Source organism: bacterium SCSIO 12696, from assembly GCA_024397955.1.
GTDB lineage: Bacteria > Pseudomonadota > Gammaproteobacteria > Pseudomonadales > Porticoccaceae > SCSIO-12696.
In genome coordinates, this window is sequence record CP073744.1 from 2,850,881 (window position 1) to 2,866,314 (window position 15,434).

Below are 15,434 nucleotides of genomic sequence, written 5' to 3' on the forward strand. Positions count from 1 at the left end.
GTCATTACCGCTTACGCGGGATGACGGCGTTTTTAAAAAAACGCGGTAAAGCCGAGGGTAAATTCCAGGTTGTTGAGGGTTTTGTCTTCCCCCAACAAATCACTGTTAAATACGTGGTTGCGCATATCCAGGTGCGCGCTGAGCCAGTCAGTGGCGTAAAAGCGATAGCCCACACCTAAGTTGTAGGTAAAGTGGCTGCTGTCGGCAAAGTCGGTGTTGCCGGCACCGGCAATCAGGTACAGATTGGTATTGAAAGCACGGCCTTTGCCCAAAAATACCTCACCGGGAAACAGGTTGTAGCCCACCGATAAGTTGTAATAGGTCAAGTCGCGCTGATCGTCTGGCAGAATTTGAACATTGCCACTCAAATCTTCAAAACTGGTGGTGCCCAGCTCTGTAGTGCCGAGAGTCGCCTCCAGGAAAAAGTCCTCAGTGGCGTGGTAGGCAGCGCGAATCCCGTATACCGGGTTGGTGCCAAAGTCTTCCACGTTCATAAAACCGGCAAAGCCACCGATTTCAAAGTTTTCGCTGTCGATGTCAGATTCTTTAATGGTGCGCCTTTCCAGGTCCGGCAACACAATTTGGTCGAGGCCGCGTTCATCGTCGCTCTGTTCCTGAGCGTCTGCCGTTATAGGCAGTAGTGTCAGGCAGAACACTGCGGCAATGGTTTTTAATAAAAGATGCTGATTCCGAGTGTCCATTCTTTTACCTCCTCGTTTTGGTCGCGGCTGGTCAGGATGACGTGATTGCGATACTCCGCTCGCAATACCATGTTTCGTGTGATGTAGGCTCTGGCGCCAATGCCCACGTTAAGAGTGCTGTCGGTGCGATCTTCCACCTGCACCAAAGTGGCGTTGGGTTGGGTGCGAATCACACCGGCCCCCAAACTGAAATATGGCGATACCCGCCACTGCGGGAATGGCTGGTTCTGAATATTAATGCTGGCCAGAGTGTTGTCGGAAAAATTACCAATGGCGTGAGTAAGGCGCAGTTCGGTGGTAATGTTTTCTGTAATGCGATAACCCAGATTGCCATTAAGGGATGATGCGCCTTCGAAATCGCCGGCAGAAATTCCCATTTCCCAACGGCTGTTTTTGAAGTCATCGAAACCGGCGTGCTGCAATCCCAACTGCTCGCCATTGGGAGACAGGGTTCGCCCCATCTGGCTGCGGTGTACCCAGCCCACCCGTTCACGACCGTCGATACCTTTTTGAACCCGAACCTTGAACCAGTCAGTGCGGCTTTTCAGGGTTTCTACGGTTTCGCCTTTTTCCACCACATGAAAAATTGGGTAACCGCGACCAGGGCCGGAATGCATTTCCAGATAGGGGTCTGCGACGGTAGCGATCAGCGGAGCCTTGTCAGCAAAGGCCGGGTTGTTTGGCAGGGCAATGAGCAGAATGCTCGCTAGCAGTGCTTGAAATAGAACTGGCAGTCGCGTGCTCCACTTTGTTAAAGAATGCAGCCGGAAAGGTACCCAACACAAACGCGAAGAGGAGGGGGACTCTACGTTTGTGACTACGGGCACCAAACCAGCTGCGGGGGAGACCGGTTGCGCAAAAAAACTTTGCAGTGTGCGCCAAAAATTATTGGCCATTTTTATTATCATTTTTTGTTGTTCTAGTTTTGCGGTACATCAAACGGGTTGTTGTAGTACTGCCCACCAATATCGATCCATTCCGACAGTAACTTGAGTTCAGCGTCGTCCAGATAGCCCTCGTGGCTGCCGCCAGTGGCAAAGCGCGAGAAAAGTCGCGGGCTTGCCAAGGCACCGTTTACGGACAGGCTGGCGGGCACGGTCACCGGGTCGAGAATGGGAATTGGGTCGCCATTGGCATCCAATACCTGGTTGCCGTCGGCATCCAGCAAAAACAGCAGGTTGCCATTGGCATCGGTGCGCTGAACCATCACGTCTTGCAGAGTGTTGGTGTCAATATCAAGAAATTGTTCGTTGTCCGGGAACAGCAGCTCCCGGTAGGAAGTGAGGTGATCCGGTTCATCGGTCGAAGGAGTACCCGCCAAATTGAGCTGTCCCAACGGCTCCATGGGCATATTGTTGTCGTCGACAATATTGTGGCAGCTGGTGCAGGTATTGTCCTGCAACAAAGTGATGCCGTCGGTATCAAAAATCTGGCGGTCGCGATCCCACAGTGGCTGAATGTGTACCGGGTAATTGACCACGATGCGGCAGTTGCTGGTCCAGTTGGTCTGGCACGCCAATGAGGTGGGGTGAGGCGTGGCCAGGTCGGCGTACTGATATTGGATATCCGGGTCAGGCGTGCTGATATTGGCGTCGCTCCACACATCACTAAATATCAAATCCACAGTCAGTTCGCTAACACCGTTAATGCGTCCCAGGGTTTGCGCCATGGTTTCGCCGGCATCGGGAAACAGAGTGCTGGTGGTGTTGGGGAAGGCTACGCCGGTCACCATAGCACCGGTGTTAATGCTCGGCGCTTCGCCATTAGGGCGGCCGTGAGGCAGCTCACTGGTGCGGCTGTGACAGCCGCTGCATTCACGCTCTTCGCCGGGGCGCAGTTGCAGCCAGTTGTTGTGACGGCCACCAATGGGCTGGTTACTGATGCGTCTGCCGTCGGCGTCCAGTACTGACACCATAAAAGGTACATTGGCGGGAATTTTTACCTGCACAGAGCCGTCTGGCTGGATGGGTGTGTAACCCAGCACTTCCCGCATCAATTGGTTTTGGCTGCGGCCAAATGCGGTGTTGTCAAAGTCCAGTATGTCTTCGTCCGGCATGGGTACTGCTTTTACCACCCGCAAAAAGCGCGCAGAGCGAGTGGCAAAGTCGGCCTGTAGAGGGTCTGCGGTTGCAGCAATGCCATTGGCGGTGGTGTCGGTACCATCCAGGTCGTAAACACTGCGAATATGCAGCACACCGACATTTTCGCTGAGCAAGTCGTTATCCAGAGTGACGCCGGGTACGCCATCTTCAATGTTGGCGGGCAGGCTGCGTGGCTGCATGGCGACGACTTCGGTAAACATGATGTCTTCAATACCATTGACGATCGGCTGCTGGGATTGGTCCGTCAGGTTGTAGCTCCAGATGCCGTACAGAGGTGCTGCCTCTTGTACGTTGGGCAGGGCCAGGTTGGCATCGGTGCAGGGAATAATGGTGGTGCCGTCAGCCGGGTCAATCAGGCGGCACTGTGCCCAGCTTACCAGCAGACGATCGGTGCCGTCGAGCAAGGGAAATATCGAACTGAAGTGGCCATGAGGGGAGGGTGTGCCGTCGGTAAACACTTCCGCAAACGCCAGGGATTGTTGGCCTTCACCACTGTTGGGCGCTGCGGGATTGGACAGCTCTGACTGACCAATTTCGGTAAATCCGGCAAAATTCACCGCCACCATATCACCCCCCAAACGGTCGCTTTGCGTGGGGCGTAGCGATACCAGCACTTGGCCATTGGGGAGTTCGCGAGGGTGCAAGAAGCGACCTTCGCTGTTGTTGGTGCCGGTATCTTGGCTGTGAAAGCCATAGACAAAATCCAGCTGGCGACCGTCGGGATTCATCTTGTACAGGCTGATGCTGTTGTTGCCTGCGGCGTTGTCCCAACGGCTGAACATCACTTCGCCGGTGCTTAATACGGTGGGATCCAGGTCGTGACTCTGGTTATAGGAAACCTGGCGAATATTGCTGCCGTCACTTTCCATCACGTGAAGCACAAACGCTTCGGTATCGCGGTCTTCAGTGAGGCCAGAGTACTGAGGTTTGCCTTCGTCCAGCAAAATGGAGCGTGCCTGGCGTTGGCGGGTAGAGGAAAATACGATGCGACCATCTGCCAGGTAGTGAGGCGCAATATCCTGGCCAGCGCGGGCGTTGGTGTCGGATTCGATAATGCGCCGCAGGGTATTCGTTGTCAGGTCGTATTCCCAGATATTCCAGGTGGGCTGTTCGTCGTCATCGGCGTTGGGTATTTCCGGGGCGCGCATGGAAAACAGCAAGCGTTCGCCATCAAAGGAAGGTTCCAGGTCTTTGACATCGTAGAGCTCGTCTTCGGCAAACACTTCAGCGGTAATCACCCGCTGCGGTGAACTTGGTGAAGCGCGATCGCGAATCACCAGCTCGGCGCCGGGACGGAAAGCTGCGGGCTCGAGCACATCGTCTGCTTCACGGTTGCCATTGTCATCTACCGGTAAAGGGCGTTGTACGAAAAAAATGGGTATATCCAGCACCACCGGATCCGGGCTTTGACCGCTGCCCAGCCCGGCGCCAGAGCCACCTTCGCCACCACCGCTACACGCTACCAGTAATAGTGAACTGATGGCTGCGCAACTTTTTTTCAAAAAAGCTTTTTTTAGAAAAACTCTTTGCAAAAAAGAAAGGCTAAGCGCGGAGTGGCTTGTCACGTCGATTGGCTCCTCGATGGGGTACAACAGTTTTGTATTTCTGGTTTTATATTTTTTGTGTGGGCTATTTTTCGTTGCCAGCGGCATTAATGCCGTGCGCTCTGTCACGAATTAGTGGTTGTTGGTGCGGATGAATGGCAGTGGGCAGGGTTTTTGTGCGGAACTGAGAAAGAGGTCTCAAGTTGGGGGATAACGCAGCGGTATTTCCCAATGGGTGGTGGGAATAGTATGCCAATCAATAAATACAAATATAAACAGTAAATAACGAATAACCCAGCCACGACACAACTATTAAGGCGAGGCAAATGAATAAAAAGCCACTCCTCACCATCAGCCTGCTCAGCCTTGCTCTTGTCAGCACCGCTGTTTTTGCCGGGCCTCGCGAGCAGGCAAAGCGTATTCACGACCGTATTGCCGGTGTGCCACCTTCTGATCAGGTGCTCGCAAATATGGAAGCGCTGTTGGCGGATGCCAACCCCGACAATGATATTGATGCTGCGTTAATGGCCACGGCAAACCCGGAGTTTTATCGGGTGAGCCTGAAAAATTTTGCTGCCAGCTGGACCAACAGGGACCAGAGTCAGTTTGTTGCGCTTAACGATTACACTGCCACCGTTATCGGTCTGGTGCGAGACGAATTGGATTTCCGCCAGGTGCTGTACGGCGACATCATTTATATCGGCAATCCCAGCCTGGGGTTACCCGCCTACGCCAATGGCAACAATAATCACTATGAAGCATTGGAAAACCAGGGCATCGACTTGCAGGCAGAGTTGGTGCAGCGCACGCAATCATCGGTCAATGGACTACCCAGTGAAGCGACTGCCGGAGTAATGACCACCCGCGCAGGTGCTCAGGCATTCTTTATTGCGGGCACCAATCGGGCAATGTTGCGTTTTACCTTGCTCAATCACTTGGGGCGGGATCTGGAGCAATTACAGGATACCAGTCGTTCGCCAGATCGTATCCGCCAGGATGTGTCCCGTAGCCCTGGTGGTGACAGCCGTATCTTTCTCAATAACTGTGTGTCTTGCCACAGTGGTATGGACCCACTGGCTCAGGCATTTGCCTATTACAATTTTAGCTACGATGCCAACAACGACCCCACCGGTATCAATGGCCAACTGGTCTACAACAGTGCTGGCCAGACAGACCCGGATACCGGCACCCGGGTGGTGGGCAAATACCATATTAACAGTAACAACTTCCCGTTCGGTTACATCACCCCTGATGACGGTTGGGACAACTACTGGCGAGCGGGCGTCAACAGCCTGTTGGGCTGGGACAGTACGCTCACAGGCAGTGGCAATGGTGCCAAGTCACTGGGTATGGAACTGGCCCACAGTCGCGCCTTTGCCGAATATCAAGTAACCAAAGTATTCCGATCGGTCTGCTTACGTGAACCCGGTGATAGCAACGACCGCGGCCAGGTAACGACCATCACTAATTCATTTATTGCCAATGGCCACAATCTCAAGCGAGTGTGGGCGGAAGTGGCTCTGTACTGTAAGGGGGAGTAAGACAGTGACCAATTTGCAGATTACTCGACTCCTTAAAGCCACTGTACTGCCTGCGGCTGTATTGTTGTTGACCGCCTGTAGCGGTGGCAGTGGCTCACCTACCACTGCACTGCCTAACCCCAACCCCGGTGGTGGTGGCAATGTTGGCGGCGTGGTCTATAACGGGCCGGCGCCACAAACAGCGGATGTACAAAGCTTCCGAATTCATGTTTGGGATAACCTGGTTGAAGATAACCGCTGTGGTCAGTGTCACGGCGACAGCTTGCAGTCCCCGGCCTTTGTACGCACCGACGATATCAACACGGCCTACAACGCCGCTAACGCGGTTGTGGATTTAAATAACCCGGCCAACTCTGTACTGGTTACCCAGGTGGCCGGTGGTCACAACTGCTGGTTGGCCAGTGACCAGGCCTGTGCCGATATTATTCAGGGCTATATCGAAGACTGGGCCAACGACAGTGTGGGTGGCAGCGGTTCGGTGATTTCCCTGACTGCACCTGCTATCAGAGACGTGGGTGACAGTAAAACTTTTCCTGCCGATAGCGCTGACTTTGGCAGCACCGTTTACCCGCTGCTGACTCAGTATTGCTCCAATTGCCACAGCGACGACGCGGGTACTCCCCAGCAGCCTTATTTTGCCGCTGCGGATGTGGACGTGGCTTACGCTGCGGTACAGAGCAGAATCGATTTGGACGATCCGGCTCGCTCACGGTTGGTGGTTCGCTTGCGCAACGAATTCCACAACTGCTGGGACGATTGCTCAAGTAATGCCACTGAAATGGAAAATGCCATTACCGCATTTGCCGATGGCATTCCCCTTACCACCGTCGATCCTCAGCTGGTGATCAGTAAAGCGTTGACCCTGTTCGACGGTGTGCTGGCCAATACCGGTGGCCGCCACGAGAGCAACGCCATTGCCAAGTACGAATTCAAAACTGGCAGCGGCTTTACCGCCTTTGATACCAGTGGTGTCGACCCGGCCATGGATCTGACCATCAGCGGCAACGTGGAATGGGTGGGTGGTTTCGGTATTCGCATTAACGACGGCAAAGCGCAAGCAACAACCGCTGCCAGCGCTAAATTGCATAACTTGATTGCCGGTAGCTCTGGAACCGGTGAGTACAGTATCGAGGCTTGGGTGGCACCGGGTAACGTCACCCAGGATGGCCCGGCGGGTATTGTCAGCTACTCCGGTGGCAACAACATCCGCAACTTTACCTTGGGGCAGACACTGTATAACTATGACTTCCTCAACCGCAGCAGCACGACTGATGGCAACGGCGAACCAGCCCTGTCTACAGCGGATGCAGACGAACGCCTGCAAGCGACCTTGCAGCATGTGGTGGTGAATTACGATCCAGTGAATGGCCGTCGCATTTATGTAAACGGCGAATACACCGGCGACCTGGACAGTGTCGGTGGCGGTAACCTCAGTGACTGGGACGACACCTTTGCTTTTGTGCTGGGCAATGAAGTTTCCAATCAGCGCTTGTGGCAAGGGGTATTCCGCCTGGTGGCGATTCACAATCGGGTGCTCACCGATGAGCAGATTCAAGATAACTTTGACGCCGGAGTAGGTGCCAAATACCTGCTGCTGTTTAGTGTCAGCGACCTAGTGTCTGTGCCCGACGCTTATATCGTGGTGGAAGTCAGTCAATTCGACAGTTACAGCTACCTGTTTAATGCGCCTTACTTTATCAGCCTGGATAGCACGGCCACGCCGGACAATATTCCGGTGCAGGGTATGCGTATTGGCATCAATGGTCGCGAGGCGCCAGTAGGGCAGGCGTACCAGAACCTGGACATCACCCTTAACGCCAATGACTATAGCGCCAGCGGCCAGGTAATGTCTGATCGCGGCACCATTGTCGCACTGGAAAAAGGCCCGGAATCCGACGAGTTTTTCCTCACCTTCGAGCGTATTGGCAGCAATACCAATGTGGTATTGGAGCCGGTTCCGCCAACACCGGCAACGCCAGCAGATCTTGACCCTCAATCGGATATTGGCCTGCGAACCTTCGACGAGATCAACGCCACTATGGCGGCGGCCACCGGGGTCAGTGCTACTCAGACCGATGTGCAAAACACCTTTAATACTGTGCGCCAGCAGTTGCCGACGGTGGAAAGCATTAACGGGTTTTTGTCTGCTCACCAGATGGGTGTTACCCAGCTGGCTATTGAGTACTGCAATGCCCTGGTGGAGGACACCAGCCTGCGCACCAGTTATTTCAATAGCTTTAACTTTGCTGCCAGTGCCGCCACAGCGTTTGATACTCAGGGCGAAAGGGATCTGATTATCACGCCGCTGTTGAACAATATTGTGGGCACCAATCTGAGCAGTCAGCCGGATGATGCAGCGATGCGTACTGAACTCAATAACCTGATCGGCACTATGACTGCCAACCCGGCTACCGATACCAGCACTGTGGTAAAAGCCACCTGTGCCGCGGTACTGGCCAGTGCCACTATGTTAATCCAGTGATAGAGTCAAAACTGAGCAGAATAAAGAGCGGAATAAGAAAATGATTATTAAAAAACAAAGCCCGAGAGCCCATGGCCTGAATGAGCCTTTGTTCCACGCAGACCATTCACGGCCGGTTACCCGCCGTGACTTTCTCGCCCAAGGTTTCTGTGCCGGTGCGGGTACCGTACTGGGTGGCTCGGTATTGAGTTTATTTGCCAGCCCTCGTAAGGCTCATGCTCTTTCTCAGGATTTGATCGATGCCATGGCTGACGCTGGTTGTTCTTCTGGCCTGGGAGCAGGAAAAATCCCCTTTATCTGCTTTGATTTGGCCGGCGGTGTGAATGTTGCCGGTTCCAACGTATTAATCGGTGGCCAGGGCGGGCAGATGGATTTTCTCAGCACCGCGGGTTATTCCAAGCTGGGTTTGCCCGGCGATATGATTCCCGGCGTGGCGGAAGTAAACGGTGCCGGCTCGTCGGAAACCGGCACCAGTAATGGCGACCATACGGATACCACCCTGGGTTTGGCATTTCACAGCGACAGTTCGTTTTTGCGCGGCATTCTGGAAAAACTGTCGCCGGGAACCGCAGCCAATATCAACGGCGCCATTATTCCCGCGCGTTCGGAAAACGACACCGGCAACAACCCCCACAACCCCATGTACGGCATTGCTACCGCTGGTGCTGAAGGCTCTATCCTGAGTTTGATCGGCTCTCGCAGCAGCGACTCCGGAGGCAACTCGATGGCGCCCATGGCCATGATCGACCCCACCATTCGCCCCACCAAAGTGGATCGCCCCACGGATGTCACCGGTATGGTAGATATTGGTGATCTGGTTGGCTTGTTGAATCAATCCGATGCAGTGGCGGTGATGGAATCCGTCTATCGACTCAGCAACGCCAAACTGGGCGCAGTGAATACCCGTTTGACCAACGATGCGGTGATCAAGGATTTGATTGAGTGCGGCTACCTGAGCAGTGCGGATCTGGCAGAGCGTTTTGGTGACCCGAATACTCTGAATCCGGATGATCGCAATGCGCCCAACCCGATTATCGTTAGCGACAATGGCGGTATTTTCTCCACCGCCGAATTTGATGGCGAAGGCGAATTCCGCAAAACCGCGTCAGTGATGAAAATGGTGATCGACGGCTTTGCCGGTGCCGGCACCATTACCATGGGCGGCTATGACTACCACACCGGCGAGCGCGCCACCGGCGAAATTCGCGATCTGCGCGCTGGCCGTTGCATGGGTGCCTGTCTGGAATACGCCGCGCGTACCAACACACCGCTGATGATGTACGTTATGAGCGACGGCTCAGTGGCCAGTAATGGCCGTATCGACAATTCCGTGGATGGTCGCGGTAAAGGAGAGTGGACGGGCGATAACCAGTCTACCGCGTCTTCTTTCTTTATGGTGTACAACCCCAATGGCCGCCCGCAGCTACTGGGTGCCACTCCAGAAGAGCAGGCCCGCCACCAGCAAATTGGCTTTATGCGCAACGATGCCTCTGTAGAAACCGCTGCTACACCTGCGGCCAACAATGTGAATTTGCTGGTAGAAACCGTGATCCTGAACTATATGGCGCTGCACGGTGAGCAGGGTAATTTTGCCAATCTGTTCCCGGCGAATGGCTTGGGTAATTCTGCGTTAATGGATTCACTGACCGCGTTCCAGCCAATTGTGAATGGGACGATTTGATCGCTCGGTCGTTTCATTTCCATTATTGCGAGAAGTATTCTTGTAAAGAAAGCGACGCGGCTAGTAGCTCTTTTGAACGTCTTTTGGTATGTGATCTGCGACCTCGGTATCTCTTCCCGTGACACGCTGTAAATCCTTCCCTGGAGGCTCGACGCCAGCATCCCTGCTGGCGACGGTCACGGAAAGTGATGCCGAGGTCACTTGCCTTCGCAGTTCTTAATACAGCTTTTCAATCGACCTTCGACTAAATTACGTGATACTTTCTGCCTGCGTCACTTCGCCGAATGCGGGAGCCCATGTATATGAAATTACAATGAATACCTGACTTACCAGCAATGGCGTGATTCAGAGTGGCTTAGTTGTAATTTTTGGTCTTTCGGTTAGTATTGCCCGCTGAGCAGGGAGAGCTAAATGATTGTCTTTCGATTCTTTTTCTACGGTTTTTTTCTATTTGGTTGTTTTGCTGTTCTTTTGAAATGGCCGCATGTGCCATTCGATAGCATCAGTACCAAATTAATTATTTACCTGGGTCTTGCCGGTGGACTTAGCTTTGTTGTGTCATATGGCTCATGTGTTGTTTTATACCGCCTGATAAAGGATTTGGTTTGTGGGACTACTTGAATATATCTTGGCAGTTGTTCTTGTTATCACAACGCTGTTTATTTTCTTCTATATTTTTTACAAAAAAATTGAGAACAAGCTATTTTTTCTTGCAGCTTGCTTCGGGGTTTATTGTTTCATTGAAATACTGCTAATAGTTGCTACTGCGCCTTTTTCACTCTTTTTTATCAAAATCCTTCCTCAGTTAGCGGAACAAGAACAGGTAGAATATTTGATACCCTTTTTAGCTGTATCTGAATTTGTTCAGGAGTATTGGTATGTGGTGTTTCACCCTATATTAGCTGTTTGGATTCCTGTGGCTATACACAAGAGATACGATTTGTTTCAGTCTGTTCGTAGGGTGGATTAGCAAAGCGTAATCTACCAGATTTTTGATGTTTCTCTTATCGAAGTTCATCATCACGAGCGTAGCGCGGCGATCCAGTGTCTTTGAAGTGAAATCACTAGATTGCCGCGTCACTATGTTTCTCGCAATGACGGGTTTAGGGTTTCGTTACGGATCTACCGTAATATATGCCCTATTACTTCAACAGCAATGAACGCAATACCTTAAATACCAAATCTCGATTCTTGAGAATAAATCGGTTTTTGGGCAGGGATGCTTTGGAGTACAAGACTGTCTTTGCTTTCGAAAATGTCAAAAAACCTTCATGGCCGTGATAGTGCCCCATGCCTGATGGGCCGACACCGCCAAAGGGGGCATCGTCAGCAGCTACGTGCATGGCTGTATCGTTGATGGCAACACCGCCACTGTGGGTATTTTTCAAAATGCGATCAATCAGCGCGTTGTTTTTGGACATGATATACAGTGCCAACGGGCGTGGGCGCGCGTTGATATAGTCAATCACTTCACCAACGTCCTGATAGGTTTTGACCGGCAGTATAGAACCAAAAATTTCCTCCTCCATAACCCGCATATCTTGGCTGACGTTAGTTACGATGTGTGGGTAGATCAGCCTGCCATCACCGTCTTTGTATTCCTTAACAGGGTGAATGTCCGCACCTTTCTCTTTGGCGTCGTCCAAAAATCCTTTCAGACGTGTAAATTGCCGGTCAGTCACAATATGTGTTTGGGTATTTTTGTTGTCGCCAGAAAGGTGATACTCCGCGTAACGTTTTTTGAATGTCTCTACAAATTCCTGCTTTCTGTGCTCGGGAACGAATACGTAATCCGGAGATACACAAATTTGCCCAGAGTTGGTCGACTTGCCGATGCTGATGGCATCCACAGCAGTGTCCATGCTGATGTCGTTATCGATAATTGTTGGGGACTTACCGCCCATTTCCAGAGTGATTGGCGTAAGGTTGTCAGCAGCGGCTTTGGCGACCAGCTTTCCAACGTTGGTTGAGCCCGTAAATATCAAATGGTCGAAGGGTAATGCTGAGAAGGCGGCGCCAATGCCAGCTTCGCCTTCAATAATAACGACATGCTCGGAGATAACGTCCACTACCTTGCGCAACGCTTTATTGGCATTGGGAGTGAATTCACTCATTTTAATCATAACCCGGTTCCCTGCAGCGAGAGCTTGTACAGCTGGCCCCAGGGCCAGGAAGAAAGGGAAGTTCCAGGGAGTGATGACGCCAACAACACCCAGTGGCTGGTAATGTACACGAACCTTGGATGGGGCCAACATTAGGCCCGCATGCCGCTTTGACGGCTTCATCCATTTTTTCAGATTTTTCAGCGCGTAATTGATACCTGCCACACTGGGTAATACATCGGCAATTAGCGAGTCAAATTCACTGCGATAACCATAATCTTGTTTGACGGCGTCATAGATGAGTTGTTCGTTGTCTATCAGCGATTTCTTGAGTTTTAGCAATATGTCTCTGCGTTGCTCATAACTGAGATAAGGTGCGTTGTTGTAAGCGGATTTAATGCTATTAAATTGCGCCTGAAGCTGTTCCTCTTGAACAGCGCTATCTTGTTGTAAAACGGTGCTTGCAATGGCGTTCATGGCCTTTTCCTTCAAAATCAAATGTAAGTTGAATTCAGTTTTTGCCTTTGGAAAGGCTTTCAATAATTAATGTCATCTGTTCGAGAAGTTTTTCTCTTGATGATTCTTCCAGTAAGAGGCCTTTTGCGGCACATATCAGTGTGAAGGCTATGCCGTCTGCGTTAGCGTTCGAGGCATAGCAATGGTATTCAAGGAACTCCGCAAGCCGTGCTCGATAGCGTAATGGCCAGTCTTCCTCTGATTTCCAGGTTTCATTCAGCACATTGTCCATCACCGCAGTACCGTGGGAGTGGCTGACAATATCGATGGCTTCTCCCGTGGAAATGTCAAAAACTTTAAGTAGTGTGGACAACGGGTCTTGGTGGCCATTGCTTAATACGGTAAAGATTTCCCTGTACATGGCGGCCAGGTACACATTAATCACTCGCTTGTAGCATTGTTCTTTCGATCCAAACTTTTTGTATATCGACTGTCTGGATAAGCCAGCAGAGCGAGCGATATCTTCCATCGAAGTTTTCTGGAAGCCATACTGAGCAAATGTGGTCAGTATGGCTTTTGCCATTAACTCCTCGTTTTTTGCTGTACTAGCCATTGGTGCCTCATTCCTATTGCGCAAATGACAAATCACAGTGGCCATCGACGATGGATTGCAAAATGGATTTGATGTCGCTGCGTTTCATGCGCTTTGGCACTGCGTAGGTTTGTCGAGCTTCTTTCAATGCATCACTGGTGATCTTGTCAAAATCCTTTTCTTTGAGTTCAGTGAGACTTGAGGGAATGCCGATTTCTTTGGCTAGCTGATCCACCCGTGCGATAAATTTGTCTGCCAGTATCTGCGTATCGGCAGTGGATTGCTGGCCACTTAACATCGTTTCAAGCTGAGCAAAACGCTGTGCGCAAACGGTTTGATTGAATCGCAACACCCTTGGCAATATCACTGCGTTGGTCAAACCGTGGGGGGTGTCATAATGTGCACTCACCTGATGTGAGATAGCGTGTACATAGCCCAAGCTGGCTTTGGTAAAGGCGTGGCCTGCGAGCAAGGCAGCCTGGGCAACCATTTCTCGTGCTTTCAAGTTGTTGCCGTCGGTGTAAGCCAAGGGTAGGAAGTCAAACAACAACTTGATTGCAGTGGCCGCCTCCCGGTCAGTGTCAGTAAAGTTATTGCGTGATGTATAGGCCTCAATGGCATGGGTCAACGTGTCCATACCCACAGCGGCTGTCATGTGAGGCGGCAATGATTTCAATAGCTCTGGGTCGAGAGCAACAGCCAAGGGAATGTATTTGGGGTCAACAAAAAATTTCTTTTTGTGAGTCTCCGGCTCCGAAATAACGGCCGTATTGGTTGCTTCAGACCCGGTTCCCGAGGTTGTTGGAGCCACATAGAAGGGCAGCGGTGGTTTTTTGACCTTAAGGATGCCGGCCAGCTTTTCCAGGCTGCGGTTATTAGTACTGGCAGCAGCAATCACTTTTGCCACATCAATGATAGAACCACCGCCAATAGCAATAACGCTGTCACAGTTGTGTTCTTTGCTCAACGCAAGCCCAGCTTCCACATCTTTGTATGTGGGGTTGGGAGTGACACCATCGTATATGGTGACTTCACAGCCATTTACCTTGAAGTGATTAAGCAGCTCATCCAACTTCCCATTTTTTAGCAAAAAGCCTCCGGTAAGCAGTAGAGGTCTGCTTTGCCCACTGGCGATGATCAGGTCTGCCAATTGCTGACTCGATCCAACTCCGGAAAATGCCAATGGCTTTTGTGATGGCCAAAATGTTGAAAATGCACGAAGCACATAGGTGATTGCAGTGGACATCATTGATTCCTTTAAACGTTGTGTTGAGGCCTTGTAAGCGCTCTTTGCTGTTGTCTATAGCTCGAATAATACTAAAATCTTTATTTATGTCAATTTAAAAGTTACAAAAAATATATAAAATGTAAATTAAAGGATAAAAATATTTTGAAATCAAAGGGTTAAATCTGCCCGGATGTTGAGACATATTCAGTGTCAGGTATCGGTAGAACGCCTGGAAGGAACACTAGATTATTCCGCACCACCACTTTTTATGGTGCTAGCCAGCCGATTGTCTCTTTTGTAAATCAGGCGTTTGCACAGCGGCGGGCAAACCAATGGATGAGTCTGCTATCGTCAGTGATGTTAGTTTGCAGGGTAGGGAAGGTAGGGTTGTGTGAACAACCTCTCTCAACCAATAGAAAGGTCGCCTTGAGGTTATTGGGCGGTGATGCTTTCGATAATTAATGTCATTTTTTCCAGAAATTTTTCTCTGGACGATTCTTCCAGTAACAGGCCTTTTGCAGAACATATGAGTGCAAATGCAACTCCGTCGGCCCTGTTCCCAGGTGCGTAGTTGTTCTGTTCAAGGAATTCAGCGAGCCGTGATCGATATCGCAATGGCCAGTCTTCTTCAGATGCCCAGGTTTCCTCCAGTACATCATCCATCACTTCGGTACCGTTGGGATTGCTGACCACATCAATGGATTCGCCCATGGATATGTCAAATGCGTTGAGCAGCGTGCTGAGGGAGTTGTCGTCGCTACTGCCCAAGGTGGCAAAAATTTGTGTGTACATATTGGCAAGGTAGGTGCGTATGCTCCATTGGTAGCACTTTTCTTTGGAGCCAAATTTCTTGTAGATAGACTGTCTGGACAGGCTTGCAGCGCGAGCGATATCTTCCATGGAGGTTTTTTGGAATCCCCTTTGAGCAAAGGCAATTAATACGTCCTTCGCCATCTGTGCCTCTTTATTGATACCGCTTTTCATGGTTCTTCTCAAAGAATTTAA

11 protein-coding genes are annotated in these 15,434 nt (G+C 51.1%); 4 read left to right on the forward strand and 7 right to left on the reverse strand.

What is annotated here, in order from left to right; genetic code table 11:
- Positions 1-32: 32 nt before the first annotated feature.
- The 3 genes from KFE80_13155 to KFE80_13165 are packed head-to-tail and all read right to left on the reverse strand — an operon-like array spanning position 33 to position 4,455.
- Complete coding sequence (locus tag KFE80_13155) at positions 33-701, reverse strand: outer membrane beta-barrel domain-containing protein (protein UTW45285.1); 669 nt, start codon at positions 699-701, stop codon at positions 33-35.
- Positions 671-1,597, reverse strand: coding sequence for an outer membrane beta-barrel protein (locus KFE80_13160; GenBank protein UTW45286.1), 927 nt, complete (start codon positions 1,595-1,597; stop codon positions 671-673). Before KFE80_13160 ends, KFE80_13155 begins: the two co-directional genes overlap by 31 nt.
- A gap of 23 nt (positions 1,598-1,620) precedes the next feature.
- Positions 1,621-4,455 (reverse strand): hypothetical protein, encoded by a 2,835-nt coding sequence (locus tag KFE80_13165; protein ID UTW45287.1) that lies wholly within the window; start codon positions 4,453-4,455, stop codon positions 1,621-1,623.
- 218 nt (positions 4,456-4,673) lie between these two features.
- Here KFE80_13165 and KFE80_13170 point away from each other — a divergent pair, with 218 nt between their 5' ends.
- The 4 genes from KFE80_13170 (at position 4,674) to KFE80_13185 (ending at position 11,021) form a co-directional block, all read left to right on the forward strand.
- A complete protein-coding gene (locus KFE80_13170; protein UTW45288.1) occupies positions 4,674-5,888 on the forward strand; it encodes a hypothetical protein in 1,215 nt (404 codons plus the stop codon).
- A complete protein-coding gene (locus KFE80_13175; protein ID UTW45289.1) occupies positions 5,830-8,370 on the forward strand; it encodes a LamG domain-containing protein in 2,541 nt (846 codons plus the stop codon). Before KFE80_13170 ends, KFE80_13175 begins: the two co-directional genes overlap by 59 nt.
- Positions 8,371-8,410: 40 nt before the next feature.
- Positions 8,411-10,051 carry a general secretion pathway protein GspF gene (locus KFE80_13180; GenBank protein UTW45290.1) on the forward strand — a complete coding sequence of 547 codons (1,641 nt, stop codon included), beginning with the start codon at positions 8,411-8,413 and terminating at the stop codon, positions 10,049-10,051.
- A gap of 607 nt (positions 10,052-10,658) precedes the next feature.
- Complete coding sequence (locus tag KFE80_13185) at positions 10,659-11,021, forward strand: hypothetical protein (protein ID UTW45291.1); 363 nt, start codon at positions 10,659-10,661, stop codon at positions 11,019-11,021.
- 172 nt (positions 11,022-11,193) lie between these two features.
- On the opposite strand, the gene KFE80_13190 is transcribed toward KFE80_13185, so the two are convergent.
- From KFE80_13190 to KFE80_13205, 4 genes are all read right to left on the reverse strand, one after another.
- The gene (locus KFE80_13190) at positions 11,194-12,630 is read right to left on the reverse strand and encodes a coniferyl aldehyde dehydrogenase (protein ID UTW45292.1); all 1,437 of its coding nucleotides are present in this window, start codon (positions 12,628-12,630) and stop codon (positions 11,194-11,196) included.
- Between the two features lie 34 nt (positions 12,631-12,664).
- Entirely contained in the window at positions 12,665-13,222 is a 558-nt protein-coding gene (locus KFE80_13195; GenBank protein ID UTW45293.1) for a TetR/AcrR family transcriptional regulator, read from the reverse strand.
- 13 nt (positions 13,223-13,235) lie between these two features.
- Positions 13,236-14,447, reverse strand: coding sequence for an iron-containing alcohol dehydrogenase (locus tag KFE80_13200; GenBank protein UTW45294.1), 1,212 nt, complete (start codon positions 14,445-14,447; stop codon positions 13,236-13,238).
- Positions 14,448-14,861: 414 nt separating this feature from the next.
- On the reverse strand, positions 14,862-15,413 hold the full coding sequence (locus KFE80_13205; GenBank protein ID UTW45295.1) for a TetR/AcrR family transcriptional regulator: 552 nt from the start codon (positions 15,411-15,413) through the stop codon (positions 14,862-14,864).
- Between the last annotated feature and the right edge of the window lie 21 nt (positions 15,414-15,434).